Annotated in this window: 13 protein-coding genes; 1 reads left to right on the top strand and 12 read right to left on the bottom strand. The window is 62.6% G+C overall.

Annotation, left to right across the window (positions count from 1 at the left end; translation table 11 throughout):
- Nucleotides 1-60: 60 nt before the first annotated feature.
- Nucleotides 61-306: a hypothetical protein gene (locus tag BM364_RS15665; RefSeq protein ID WP_092426186.1), complete on the top strand. Its 246-nt coding sequence runs from the start codon at nucleotides 61-63 to the stop codon at nucleotides 304-306.
- On the opposite strand, the gene BM364_RS18250 is transcribed toward BM364_RS15665, so the two are convergent.
- The 12 genes from BM364_RS18250 to rpsA form a co-directional block, all read right to left on the bottom strand.
- Nucleotides 303-560 carry a hypothetical protein gene (locus tag BM364_RS18250; protein ID WP_139232605.1) on the bottom strand — a complete coding sequence of 86 codons (258 nt, stop codon included), beginning with the start codon at nucleotides 558-560 and terminating at the stop codon, nucleotides 303-305. The genes BM364_RS15665 and BM364_RS18250 overlap by 4 nt on opposite strands.
- Before the next feature lie 122 nt (nucleotides 561-682).
- On the bottom strand, nucleotides 683-1,990 hold the full coding sequence (gene pncB, locus BM364_RS15660) for a nicotinate phosphoribosyltransferase (protein WP_092426184.1): 1,308 nt from the start codon (nucleotides 1,988-1,990) through the stop codon (nucleotides 683-685).
- A 160-nt stretch (nucleotides 1,991-2,150) separates the two neighbouring features.
- Nucleotides 2,151-4,622: a methyl-accepting chemotaxis protein gene (locus BM364_RS15655; RefSeq protein WP_092426182.1), complete on the bottom strand. Its 2,472-nt coding sequence runs from the start codon at nucleotides 4,620-4,622 to the stop codon at nucleotides 2,151-2,153.
- A gap of 92 nt (nucleotides 4,623-4,714) precedes the next feature.
- A complete protein-coding gene (gene accD, locus BM364_RS15650; protein WP_092426180.1) occupies nucleotides 4,715-5,689 on the bottom strand; it encodes an acetyl-CoA carboxylase, carboxyltransferase subunit beta in 975 nt (324 codons plus the stop codon).
- A gap of 201 nt (nucleotides 5,690-5,890) precedes the next feature.
- Nucleotides 5,891-6,715 carry a tryptophan synthase subunit alpha gene (gene trpA / locus BM364_RS15645; protein WP_092426179.1) on the bottom strand — a complete coding sequence of 275 codons (825 nt, stop codon included), beginning with the start codon at nucleotides 6,713-6,715 and terminating at the stop codon, nucleotides 5,891-5,893.
- Nucleotides 6,715-7,935, bottom strand: coding sequence for a tryptophan synthase subunit beta (gene trpB / locus BM364_RS15640; protein WP_092426177.1), 1,221 nt, complete (start codon nucleotides 7,933-7,935; stop codon nucleotides 6,715-6,717). The genes trpA and trpB overlap by 1 nt, the downstream gene beginning before the upstream one ends.
- A gap of 85 nt (nucleotides 7,936-8,020) precedes the next feature.
- Nucleotides 8,021-8,668 carry a phosphoribosylanthranilate isomerase gene (locus BM364_RS15635; RefSeq protein WP_092426175.1) on the bottom strand — a complete coding sequence of 216 codons (648 nt, stop codon included), beginning with the start codon at nucleotides 8,666-8,668 and terminating at the stop codon, nucleotides 8,021-8,023.
- A gap of 54 nt (nucleotides 8,669-8,722) precedes the next feature.
- Nucleotides 8,723-9,085 carry a lipopolysaccharide assembly protein LapA domain-containing protein gene (locus tag BM364_RS15630; RefSeq protein ID WP_092426173.1) on the bottom strand — a complete coding sequence of 121 codons (363 nt, stop codon included), beginning with the start codon at nucleotides 9,083-9,085 and terminating at the stop codon, nucleotides 8,723-8,725.
- A 36-nt stretch (nucleotides 9,086-9,121) separates the two neighbouring features.
- Complete coding sequence (locus BM364_RS15625; RefSeq protein WP_035084445.1) at nucleotides 9,122-9,403, bottom strand: integration host factor subunit beta; 282 nt, start codon at nucleotides 9,401-9,403, stop codon at nucleotides 9,122-9,124.
- Between the two features lie 49 nt (nucleotides 9,404-9,452).
- The gene (sppA, locus tag BM364_RS15620; RefSeq protein ID WP_175528634.1) at nucleotides 9,453-10,400 is read right to left on the bottom strand and encodes a signal peptide peptidase SppA; all 948 of its coding nucleotides are present in this window, start codon (nucleotides 10,398-10,400) and stop codon (nucleotides 9,453-9,455) included.
- Between the two features lie 116 nt (nucleotides 10,401-10,516).
- Entirely contained in the window at nucleotides 10,517-11,023 is a 507-nt protein-coding gene (locus BM364_RS15615) for a GNAT family N-acetyltransferase (protein ID WP_092426169.1), read from the bottom strand.
- Nucleotides 11,024-11,092: 69 nt separating this feature from the next.
- Nucleotides 11,093-12,841: a 30S ribosomal protein S1 gene (gene rpsA, locus BM364_RS15610; RefSeq protein WP_092426400.1), complete on the bottom strand. Its 1,749-nt coding sequence runs from the start codon at nucleotides 12,839-12,841 to the stop codon at nucleotides 11,093-11,095.
- Between the last annotated feature and the right edge of the window lie 101 nt (nucleotides 12,842-12,942).

Genomic DNA, 12,942 nt, shown 5'->3' with positions numbered 1-12,942 from the left:
TTTGCGCTTAGCGCTTAAGGTTTCATTAGCTATGTTCGCCGCTATCCGAAGGAGGCGAACATGGCTTGGGAAGTGGTTGCGATCTGGCTGGTCGTGGCGGTGACGCTGATCGTCTTTGCGCGCAGCGAAAAGCAGCGCGAGATGGCTGCCCTGCGCGCGCGGGCTCGCCACTTTGCCACTGCGCCCGCCTACCGTCACCACAGCCTCGAGGCCTCGCACGCTCCGAGGCACCCTTATGTTCCGATGGGCCTTGCCCCATCGGACAGATTGTTTCTGGAAGACCTCGCCCGGCGCCGGAAGCGCTAATCCGAGGTCGGCGCCAGGCGCTCGCGCAACCGGCCCACGATCTTTGCAGCCTTGACCATCAGGGCGAGGTCGACATCGGCCTCGTCCATTTCCTGGCTGCGTTCGACCCAGGCGGGAATCATCAGCTCGTGGCGCTGCTCGTGTCCATCAATGGTTTCGGTGAGGACGGCACGGACCTTGCCATTGATCCGGTTGTGCAGATGCGGGTGTTCATGCCTCTCGGCAAGGGCAATATCGACTAATTCAAAACTCATTTTTGGCTCCAGGGGAGCCCCCGCAGACACAGTGCGCCCGGGTGGTTCACGCCGTCTTAATGCGTGAGAACCGCTCCGGTTTCTCCACAAACGAATAAACTAACCAGCGTTGCGGCCTTGCCTCAGACGCGCACGGCGTGCTCGACCCGGCCGGCATCGCCGAAAACGCGGATATAGCGCTCGATCTCGGCCTTTTCCCCGGTGGCCTTAGCCGGATTGTCGGATAGCTTGACGGCTGGGCGGCCATTGGCCTCGCTGACCTTGGCAACAATAGAAATGGGATCGAGACCCGGATTGGGATCGGGCGCGCAGCCTTCGAAATCATTGGTCAGATTGGTGCCCCAGCCAAAGCTCATGCGGACCCGGCCATCGAAATGGAGATAGGCTTCCTCGATCATGTCCACATCGAGCCCGTCGGAAAAGATCAGCAGCTTCTCCCTGGGATCGCGTCCCCGCTCCTGCCAGAATTTGATGATGCGCTCGCCACCTTCGATGGCGGGGGCGCTGTCGGGGCGAAAGCCGGTCCAGTCCGCCACCCAGTCGGGCGCATCGCGGAGAAACGCATCGGTACCGAAGGCGTCGGGCAGAACGATCAGCAGGTTGCCGCCATAGTAGCTCTTCCAGTCCTGCAGCACGCGATAGGGCGCTTCGCGCAGCTCCTCGTCCGAGCGCGCAAGGGCTGCAAGCACCATCGGCAACTCGTGCGCATTGGTGCCAAGGGCCTCAAGATCGGTATCCATGGCCAGCTTGACATTGGAGGTGCCGGTAAAATTGTCGCCGATCCCTTCCTTGAGCGCTTCCACGCACCAGCGCTGCCAGAGAAAGGAATGGCGGCGGCGGGTGCCGAAATCGGAAATCTTGAGTTCGGGCAGCTTTTGCAGCCGCTCGACCTTTTCCCACATCTTGGCCTTGGCGCGGGCATAAAGAACATCAAGCGTGAAAGGGCCATAGCGCTTCATGGCCGCGCGCGAACGCAGCTCGTTGATGATGGCGAGCGCCGGGATCTCCCACATGGTGGTTTCAAGCCAGAGGCCGGGAAATTCGAGAACGAACTGCCCATCGCGCTTTTCCAAGCGGTATTCGGGCAGCTGGAAATTTTCGAGCCAGCGGAGAAAGCCGGGCTGGAAGATCTGCTTGGAGCCATAAAAGGTGTTACCCGCGAGCCAGATCATTTCCTTTTTCGACACGCGCAGGGTGCGGCAATGGTCGAGCTGGGCGCGCAATTCCTCGATGTCGATCTCGTCGGACAGATGCACAGATTTGCTGCGATTGATCAGCGAAAAGGTGGCATCGACCTTGGGATAAAGCCCCCATATCATCTGCAACATCAGGAGCTTGTAAAAGTCCGTGTCGAGCAGGCTGCGGATGATCGGATCGAGCTTCCAGGTGTGGTTGTAGACCCGGCGAGCAATATCGGTATAGGTGGCCATTCTGTTCCCTTTCCGCCCGCCCTTGTAGCGCGCGCCAACAGATGTTGGAAAGCCGCGGCAAGGCGCGAGCGTCCAGTTCGCTTTGCTTCGCGCCGCAGGTGTCCCTCCCCCCTGTCCTGCCTTGGGGAAGGGAGAGACAGGGGGGTGCTCTGGCCGAGAACTAAAACTCGGACCAGTCGTCCAGCTTTTCCGCGGCATTGGTAACGCTGCGGCGAAGCGCCCTTGGGGCGGAGCGCGGATTTTCACTCGGCGCCTTGAGGGCGGGCACCGGAGCGGTGGCAACCGTAAACTGCTCCACAATGGAATCGAGCTGGCTGGCCTGACCTTCGGTCTGTTCGATGGCGGCATTGGTTTGTTCAACGAGCGCAGCATTGTGCTGGGTCATCTCGTCCATTTGCCGGACGGCCACGGTCAGCTCCTCGATGGCCGAGGCCTGGCTGCGACTGCCCTGGGCGATGGATTCAAGGTCGCCGGTATTTTCGCGGATCGCATCGAGCATGCCGGCCAGCTTATCCGCCGCCGCCCCCACAAGGCGCGTGCCGCCCTTGACTTCGCTTGCGGACTGCTCGATCAGCGCCTTGACCTCGGCAGAGGCGCTAGCGGCCGACTGCGCGAGGCGGCGCACTTCGACGGCCACCACGGCAAAACCCTTGCCGGCTTCGCCGGCGCGCGCCGCCTCCACCGATGCGTTGAGCGCAAGGAGGTTGGTCTGGAAGGCGATGTCGTCGATCAGGCCGATGATGTTGGAGATCTTGGCTGAGGACGAGGTGATGCGGCCCATAGCCTGGTTGGCCTCGTTCATCACCACCCCACCGTCTTCGGCGGCCTGGGAGACGTGGCGGGCTTTTTCCCGGGCCGCTTCGGCGCGCGTTGCGTTGTCGAGCACGGTTTGGGCCAGTTGTTCCATGGTGGCCGAGGTTTCTTCGATGGTCGCGGCCTGACGGGTGGTGCGCTCGGACAGATCGTTGGCGCCTGAAAGGATTTCCCCCGTGGCGCGCTTGAGCGCACCCGAGGTGGAACGCAGTTGCCCCACTATGTCCCCGAGGCGTTCGGCCACGGCGTTGGTATCGTCCTTGAGACGGGCAAAGGCCCCCTGATAGTCGCCGCCGACGCGCTGGGTGAGATCGGTTTCGGCGAGAGCGGAGAGCACCGAGCCGGTTTCGCTGAGGCCCCGATCGACGGTGTCAACGAGTTGGTTGACCGAATGAGCAAGGCTATTGAGTTCGGCATCGGGGAAGCGCGCATCGACCCGGCGGCTGAAATCGCCTGCCACAGCCGCTTCGACAACATCGCCGAAGGCGCGTTGCAGGGTGGTCATCATATCGGCGCGCTCGGCCTGGTTGCGCAGCGCGCGATCGGCTTCGGCTTCCGTCATCTGACTGATCCGGCGGCCGTTTTCGCGGAACACTTGCACGGCACGGGCCATGGCTCCCAATTCGTCGCCCCGGGCAGTGCCCGGCACTTCGGCATCGAAATTGCCCGATGCTACCGAATCCATAGTGCCGGTGAGACGGGTGATCGGCCGCGTGATCGAGCGCGAAAAGAGCAGGCTCAGTACCGCGACGACGGCGAGGAGCGCCGTGCCGATGGCGAGCATCATGTTGCGCATGTCGGCAATGGGCGCGAGGACCTCGTCGCGCCCCATGACCGCGACCGCAGCCCAGGGCGCATCGCGCGTCGTAATGGGCGCGCCGGCGACCAGCATGGGGATGGCACGATAATCGCCGGTTTCCCCGATCGTGTGCGCGCCGCCCACTGCCGCCTCAAGCACCTGGCCGGCAAAACCGGTCGCCAGTGCATCGTTTTGTGGTGTGAAGATCGAATCGGTGCGCAGGAGGCCATCGGCTCCGACGACGATCACCTCACCGGTCTCCCCAAGGCCCGTGCGGTCACCAACGACGCGGTCGAGCGTTTCGCTCGGCAGCTGGAAGGCCACGACGCCGATCTTGCGGCCCTGCGCATTGAACACGGGCTTGGCGAAAAAGCTCGCAGGCAGGCCGGAGGCCGGGGCATAGGGGGCAAAGTCGGCGAAGGCGATATCGGCGTCGTTCTCGATCGCCACGGCCTCGTTGAACACGCGTCCAAGCCCGGTCGATGCGAGAGGACTACCTTCGGCAAGGCTTGTGCCGAATTCATCGCCCTTGCGCAACGAATAAACCACCACGCCCTTGAGATCCAACAGGTAGAAGTCGCGATAGCCGCGCGAGACCACCTTGTCCCTGAAGCCGGGCTGGAAGCGGGTATGGGTGACGTCATAGGCGCCGGTCGTACCAAGCGTATCGAGCGCGGACAGATCGGACTTGTCGGGGTTGCCCTCGACATAGAGCTTGCGCACTTCGGCGGTCGGATCGACCTTGAACTGCAGCCAGGCGCCGGCGAAATCGCGCAGGGCCTGCTGGGTATCGGCGGATCGGGACGTGGCGACCAGATCGTCCTCGACGCCCTCGACAAAGGAGGCGACCTGCCGGGCCCGCTCGGAGGCAAGGGTCGCCAGGGTGTTTTCGGCAGACGCCCGCAGCGCCTGCGAACCGATCATGTAGCTGCCGAGGCCCACACCGGCGCTGACCAGCAGCGCTGACGCAAGCAGCGCCAGCGGCAGTTTGCGCGCGATGGGCAAGGTGAGTTTGCGCATGCGATTCCTCCCAGAATCCGAACTCCGCCGGGGTCCGACGGAGCGCAACTGGGGGAAATTAGCAGGCGCGCTGTTAAGTGCCCGTAAAGAGCCTATTCGGCGTGTGCGGCAGGCGGCAGGATATCGTCATCGCCTTCGGCAGCCACGGCCGCATCGCGAAGGCTTGCCTGAGCAGCGATCGCCTTGCTGGCCGTGCCGGCCAATTCGTCATTGGCAGGGGCGCGGGTGAGAATGCTCGCGAGCGAGCCGATGGTCGAGCGCAGGTTGTGGCGATGGACCACCATGTCCACCATGCCGTGGGAATAAAGATATTCCGAGCGCTGAAAACCCTTGGGCAGCTTTTCGCGGATGGTCTGCTCGATGACGCGCTGCCCGGCAAAGCCGATCAGGGCACCGGGCTCGGCAATATGGACATCGCCGATCATGGCGTAAGATGCAGTGACCCCACCGGTCGTGGGATTGGTGAGGACGACGAAGAACGGCAGGCCCGCTTCGCGCAGGCGCAGGACGGCAACGGTCGTGCGCGCCATCTGCATCAGGCTCAAAATGCCTTCCTGCATGCGCGCGCCGCCCGAGGCGACAAAGAGCACGAAGGGCGTCTTGCGCTCTACCGCGGTTTCGAGCCCGGTGATGATGCCCTGGCCGGCAGCCATGCCGAGCGAGCCGCCCATGAAATCGAAATCCTGCACGGCAACGGTGACGTCGCGCTGATAAAGCTTGCCGGTCGCCACGATGACGCTGTCTTCAAAACCGGTCTTGGCGCGGTTTTCCTTGAGCCGGTCGGTATAACGCTTCTGGTCGCGGAATTTCAGGGGATCGAGCGGGACGGAGGATACGGGCACCAGATCATAGGCACCGTCGTCGAAAAACGTCTTGAGCCGGTCGGCCGGCTTGATCTTCATGTGGTAGCCCGAATTGGGCACGACCCACTGATTGGCCTCGAGATCGCGATAAAACACCATCTCGCCCGATTCCGGGTCTTTCACCCAGAGATTTTCCGGCGTGTCGCGCTTGTTGGTGAGGAACGAGCGGATTTTGGGGCGGACGAAATTGTCGATCCAGTTCATGGCGCGGCCTTTCGCGGTGAGTTCTGGCTCACCTAAGTGTCAATTGTGGCAAATGTTATCAGGGTGATGGCAGGTGGGCAAAGATGCCAGACAGCAATTCACAGCCCCTCGCCACCGTCACCACCTGGCCTGTCCGGGTGGTCCATGGCTCCGCCAGATGGATTGCTTGGTCAAACCGGGCAATCACGGCGGTTGATGATTTCAGGATCGCGCCCGCTTCACGCCACCTGCAAGGTCCGCCACCAGTTCACGCACCGCGGCAACGGTCCGATCCGTTGCTTTGCCATCCTCAAGCGAGTTGGCGATTGCATCGACCAGCACCGTGCCGACCACAATGCCATCGGCATGGCGGCCGATATCGGCGGCGTCCTCGGCGGTCTTGATGCCGAAGCCGACGGCAACCGGAAGGTCGGTGTGGGACTTGATGCGATCAACCGCTTCGCCCACGGCGCCGCGCGACTTGATGGCCGCGCCGGTCACGCCGGTCATCGACACGTAATAAACGAAGCCCGAGGTGTTCTTGAGCACGGTGGGCAGGCGCTTGTCGTCGGTGGTCGGGGTGGTGAGGCGAATGAAATTGAGCCCGGCTTCAAGCGCCGGGATGCAGAGTTCGTCGTCTTCCTCGGCCGGCAGGTCGACGATGATCAGCCCATCGACGCCGGCGCTGACGGCCGCCTCGATAAACCGTTCGACGCCAAAGATGTAGATGGGGTTGTAGTAGCCCATGAGGACAATCGGCGTCGTCTCGTCCTTGCGGCGGAAATCTTCCACCATGCCGAGCACGCCGAGCAGCGTCTGGCCCTGCGCCAGCGCACGTTGCGCTCCGAGCTGGATGACGACGCCATCGGCCATCGGGTCGGAAAAGGGCAGGCCCAGTTCGATAATGTCGGCACCGGCCTGCGGCAGCGCCTCCAAGATCGCCTGGCTGGTGGCAAGATCCGGATCGCCGCCCATGACGTAGGTCACGAGCGCCGGACGTCCGGCAGCCTTGGTTTCGGCAAAACGGCGGTCGATACGCGATGTCATCAGGTGAGAAGCCCCAGATATTTGCCGACGCTTTCAACGTCCTTGTCGCCGCGGCCGGAAAGGCACAGCACCACCGACTGGTCACCCGCCATGGTGGGCGCAAGCTTGATCACCTGCGCAAGGCCATGGGCGGATTCGAGCGCGGGGATGATCCCCTCCATGCGGGTGCAGAGCTGGAAAGCTTCCAGCGCCTCCTGATCGGTAATCGGCACATAGGTGACGCGCTTGGTGTCGTGAAGAAAGGAGTGTTCCGGTCCGACGCCGGGATAGTCGAGCCCGGCCGAAATGGAGTGGCCCTCGAGAATCTGTCCGTCGGCATCCTGCAGGAGATAAGTCCGGTTGCCGTGAAGCACGCCGGGACGGCCGCCGGTCATCGAGGCAGCGTGGCCATTGTCGACCTCGATGCCGTGGCCGCCAGCCTCGGCGCCGTAAATGGCGACATCGGGATCATCGAGAAAGGCATGGAAGGTGCCGATGGCATTCGATCCCCCGCCCACACAGGCAACCACCGCCTCGGGCAGCTTGCCCTCGATGGCGCGAAACTGCTCCTTGAGTTCGGTGCCGATGACGGACTGAAAATCGCGCACCATTTCAGGATAGGGGTGGGGGCCTGCCGCGGTGCCGATCAGATAGTAGGTCGTGTCCACATTGGTGACCCAATCGCGCAGCGCCTCGTTCATCGCGTCCTTGAGCGTGCCGGCTCCCGCCGTAACGGGGCGGACTTCGGCGCCCAGCATCTTCATGCGCAGGACGTTGGGCATCTGCCGCTCGACGTCGGTCGCGCCCATGAAGATTGTGCAAGGCAGGTCGAACTTGGCGCAGACCGTGGCCGTTGCCACGCCATGCTGGCCGGCGCCGGTTTCGGCGATGACGCGCGTCTTGCCCATGCGCTTGGCGAGAAGTATCTGGCCCAGGCAATTGTTGATCTTGTGCGAGCCGGTATGGTTGAGCTCTTCGCGCTTGAACCAGACCTTGGCTCCGCCCAGGTGCCGGGTCAGCCGTTCGGCAAAATAAAGCGGGCTCGGGCGTCCGGTATAGTGGGTTGCCAAGTCCTTGAGTTCGGCCTGATAGACCGGGTCAGTCTTGGCGGCGCGATATTCCCGCTCGAGATCCAGGATCAGCGGCATCAGCGTTTCGGCGACGAACCGGCCGCCATAAAGGCCGAACCGGCCATGCTCGTCCGGGCCATTGCGCAGGGAATTGGTGTTTGGCGTGCTCAAGCGGATTTCCTCCCACGAAGCCGGGGGCAGACTTCAGGTTGCGGCTGGCGTTTCCATAGTCCGGCAGAGCGGACGATGGCAATGATTATCCGGCCATGCGGGCATTGCGGATAAAGGCCTCGATCAGGCGCTTGTCCTTTTCGCCCGGCGCGCGTTCGACCCCCGAGGACACATCGATGCCCATGGGGCGGACGCGGCGGATGGCCTCGGCGACATTGTCCGGATTGAGCCCGCCCGAGAGCATGAACGCTGTTTCCGGATCAAGACCTTGGAGCAGCCCCCAATCGAAGCTGTCGCCCAGACCACCAGGGCGGTCCGCGCCCTTGGGGGGCTTGGCATCGAGGAGGACGCGATCTGCTATTGCGGCATAGGATGCAACCTCTGCCACATCTTCAGCCGAACCGATCGGCAGGGCCTTCATGATCTCGACGCCGGCTTCGGCACGGATTGCTTCGACGCGATGCGGGGATTCGGGGCCATGGAGCTGAATCCAGTCGGGACCGAGAGCTGCCACTTCGGCCACGCAGCTATTGTCCGGGTTCACCAGGACCACGCAGCTCTCGATGCGCCCCCGGCAAGCCGAAATAAGCTCAGCGAGCGGCTCGATGTCGACATGGCGTGGGGAGCGCGGGAAATGCATGAAGCCGACCATGTCGGCGCCGGCTGCGATAGTGGCGTCAAGAAGCTCGGGCGTCTTGATGCCGCAGATTTTGATGATCAGGGGGTCGGCCATCGTCGTGGTCGGAAACTCGGTGGTTCGGAGTGGAGAGCGGCGCCTCGTCAGATCTTAGCGCAGGTCGAGCAATTCGTCGACTTCGGAGAGGCCGGCCTTCTCGCTCTGGCCCTGGCGGCGGCGCTGCGCCTCCAGTTCCTGATTGAGGGCCTGTGCTTCGCGGCGCCACTGGCGTTCGCGCTTGCGATGCTGGCCTTGGGCAAACCAGGTGGCGGTGCCGCCCAGCAGAACCCCGACAAGGAGCACGATGTAAAGCACGACGAATAGCGGAATGCCGTAACCGGCCGCATCGGCGGAAGCGGGACTGCCGAAAGGATTGATGTTGACGGCCACCAGATGCCGGTTGGCAAGGGCAAAGGCGATCAGCACCGCGCAAAGCGGCAACAGAACCAACCAACCCACAATTTTCTTGGCCATACCTGTTCCGATTTGGTCGGGAGCGACGCGCCGGGCCTATTCCCGGTTCAGCCGCTCACGGATCTCCTTGCCCGCCTTGAATTGGGGCACGTACTTTTCCTCGACATCAACCTGTTCGCCCGTGCGCGGGTTGCGTCCGACGCGCGCGGGCCGATTCTTGACCGAAAAAGCGCCAAAACCACGCAGTTCGACCCGATCCCCCCGCGCCATGGCGTCGCCGATCTGGTCGAGGATGGCATTGACGATGTTTTCAATGTCACGCTGGAAGAGATGGGGGTTTTCTGCGGCGAGCTTCTCGACAAGTTCAGACTTGATCATGAAAAGGCTCCGGTCTCCAAAACGCCAAATCCGAAGGGGCAGAGTGCCCTTACGGGTGGTGCTCAACCTGCCAAAGCGAAACCAAACCGTCAAGCATCACAGGACCTTCCGTGGGGAGGCCAAGGGCAGAACGGGTCGCTCCTCCGATCAATTGACCAATCAGGGAAAAGCTGTTGTCAGGGCGTGGCCACACATCGAGTGCTGCGAGATCAGGCGAAACGGAGTGCTCCGCCTCGAGCCAGAGGCGCGCCTCGTGTTCGCCCCCGATCGCGTCGATCAGCCCCAGGTCAAGCCCGGTCTGGCCGGCAACGATGCGTCCATCAGCGAGCGCCAGGGCTTCCGGCCGGCTCATGCCGCGCCGTTCGGCAACGATGTCGACGAACCAGGCGAAACTGTCCTCCACCAATTGCCCAAGCGATTCGCGCGGTGCGCCCACCAGCGGCTCGTTGATATCGGGTTCGGCCTTGAGCGGGCCCGAGGCGATCTTGTCGAAGTCAATGCCGATGGTATCGAGCAGCTTTCCGGCATTGATATGCTGGTATAGGACCCCGATGGAGCCGACGATCGAGAGGCGCCGGGCAAAGATCCGGTCGGTGCCGATCGCGGTCATGTAAGCCGCCGAGGCGCCGAGTTCATGAATGACGGCAACGGTGGGCTTTTCAGCGCTGAGGCGCCGCAACACCTCATAAAGCTCTTCCCCGCCCGCCGTGGTGCCGCCTGGAGAATTGATCGCCACCACGACCGCCTTGACCCGGTCGTCCTCGATCAGGTCCTCGAGCAATTGCTGGCGCGCCGCATTGGTGGTGATGGTGCCGTTAAGGGTCACACGCGCCACCACCTCGCCCCCTGTGCTGCCGGGCACGGCAAAGCGCCCCCAGACGGCAAGCACCGCGAGAACCGCAACGGCAAAGGCGATCCAGCGCCACCGGCCGCGTGAGCGCCGAAACGTTTCAGCGGCGAGCGCCTCATGGGCTTGGGTCGGCGGAGGAGTGGTCACGGCAAAGTCCTGAGCGAGAATGGCGAGACCATACACCGCCCCGGCCAAAGCACCAGACAGCGCTGGCGCTTTTGTGATCGCCCCCTCATCCGGCGCACCGGACGACAACGAACGCGCTAAACCCGCTTCACCATATACCGCGCCTCGTCCTCATAACCCGCAAGTTTATCGGCGAGCTCCGGATGGTCCTCGACAACAAAACCCTGTTTTTCCCAGAAGGCCTTCGAGCCGTTGACGGCGACAAGGCTCATGGTTGGAAAGCCCATGACCTCGGCATGTTTGGTGAGTGCGGAAACGATTTTGCCAGCGGCCCCGACCCCGCGCGCCAGCCCCAGAAGGGCAAGGTCGTGGATGTAGAATGTGTCGGGATTTTCGGGCAAGGCACCGAGAAGCGTGTCGAGCGCCGGCAGCGATCCGCGCAGGAAGGGATGGCTCAGCACATAGCCAGCCGGCTTTTCCCCGATCTCGAGCATGTAGCAGCCATTGCGATAAAGCGCGTGCTTTTCCGCCAGCACCTCGGCCGATTCGAAAAAACCGGGATGCACCTTCTGGGCAATGGCAAAGACTGCCTCGGCGTCGTAGCCGGTCATGGCCCGCCAGTGAACGTCCTTGAACCGCATCATTCTGGTCCCATCAACAAAACGACCCGCGCGGTGAAGCGCGGGCCGAAAGATTGCAACAAAGCGTGACGCTTACTTGTCGTCGCGACCCTTGAGGGCAGCGCCCAGGATGTCGCCGAGCGAAGCGCCCGAATCGGACGAACCGAAATTGGCCACGGCTTCACGTTCTTCGGCGATTTCGAGCGCCTTGATCGAGAGCTGGATGCGGCCGGTCTTGCGGTCGTACTGGGTGACGCGTGCATCGACCTTGTCGCCCTTGGCGAAGCGCTCGGGGCGCTGGTCGTTGCGGTCGCGGCTGAGGTCGGCGCGGCGGATGAAGGCCGTGACGTCGGAGTCGGCGATGCGCACTTCGATGCCGCCGTCGTTGACTTCGACGACTTCGGTGGTGACCACGGCGTTCTTGCGCAGGCCCGTGCCATCGGAAGCACCGGTATCGGCCAGAGCTTCAGCGCCAAGCTGCTTGATGCCGAGCGAGATACGTTCCTTCTCGACATCGACGTCGAGAACCTTGGCCGAAACCATGTCGCCGCGGTTGTAGTCTTCGAGCGCGATTTCGCCCGACTTCTGCCAATCGAGGTCGGACAGGTGAACCATGCCGTCGACATCGCCTTCGAGGCCAATGAACAGGCCGAATTCGGTCTTGTTCTTGACTTCGCCTTCGATGGTCGAGCCAACCGGGTTCTTCTCGGCGAAAGCTTCCCACGGATTCTGCAGGGTCTGCTTCAACCCAAGCGAAATGCGGCGCTTGTCCGGATCGACTTCGAGCACAACCACATCGACTTCCTGGGAGGTCGAGACGATCTTGCCGGGGTGGACGTTCTTCTTGGTCCAGCTCATTTCGGAGACGTGGATCAGGCCTTCGATGCCCGGCTCCAGTTCCACGAACGCGCCGTAGTCGGTGATGTTGGTCACGCGGCCAGAGAACTTGGCTTCGATCGGATACTTGGCTTCGATGCCTTCCCAGGGATCAGCCTGGAGCTGCTTCATGCCAAGCGAGATACGGTGGCTCTCGTGGTTGATGCGAACGATCTGGACCTTGATGGTCTCGCCGATCGTGAGCACTTCGGACGGGTGGTTGACACGGCGCCATGCGATATCGGTGACGTGCAGCAGGCCATCGATGCCGCCGAGATCAACGAACGCACCGTAATCGGTGATGTTCTTGACCACGCCGTCGACAACCTGGCCCTCTTCGAGCTGCTGGACGATTTCCGAACGCTGTTCGGCGCGCGATTCCTCGAGGATGGCGCGACGCGAAACGACGATATTGCCGCGACGCTTGTCCATCTTGAGGATCTGGAACGGCTGCGGCACGTTCATGAGCGGGGCGATATCGCGGATCGGGCGGATGTCCACCTGCGAACGCGGCAGGAAGGCCACGGCGCCTTCGAGGTCGACGGTGAAACCACCCTTGACCTGGTTGAAGATCGTGCCTTCAACGCGCTCATTGGCGTTGTACTTTTCTTCGAGCTTGACCCAGCTCTCTTCGCGGCGGGCCTTCTCACGCGACAGGACGGCTTCGCCCATGGCGTTTTCGACGCGGTCGACATAGACCTCGACGTCCGAGCCGATGACGATCTGGCCGTCGCGGAAGGCCTGGCCGAATTCCTTGAGCGGCACGCGGCCTTCGGTCTTGAGACCGACGTCGATGATCGCCAGGTCCTTTTCGATGGCGACGACCTTGCCCTTGACCACGGTGCCTTCGGCGGCATCGTTGTCGACAAAGCTGTCGAGCAGCATCGATTCAAAATCTTCTTTAGTCACAGTTTGCTGTGCCAAACGTTTTCTCCATTGCGCCGGTGTTGAGGGTTGCTGATCCAGCCTGGGGCACGGGTCCGCCTTGACGAAATGCCAAAGCCGGCGCACGGAGCACCGCTTCCAGAAAGGACGATTCTTCTATCATTGTCCGGGCCAGGGCTTTG

Origin of the sequence: Devosia crocina (assembly GCF_900116545.1) — a bacterium.
Taxonomy (GTDB): domain Bacteria; phylum Pseudomonadota; class Alphaproteobacteria; order Rhizobiales; family Devosiaceae; genus Devosia; species Devosia crocina.
The sequence above is the reverse complement of the archived record's forward strand: the minus strand, read 5'-3'. Positions and strand labels throughout refer to the sequence as shown.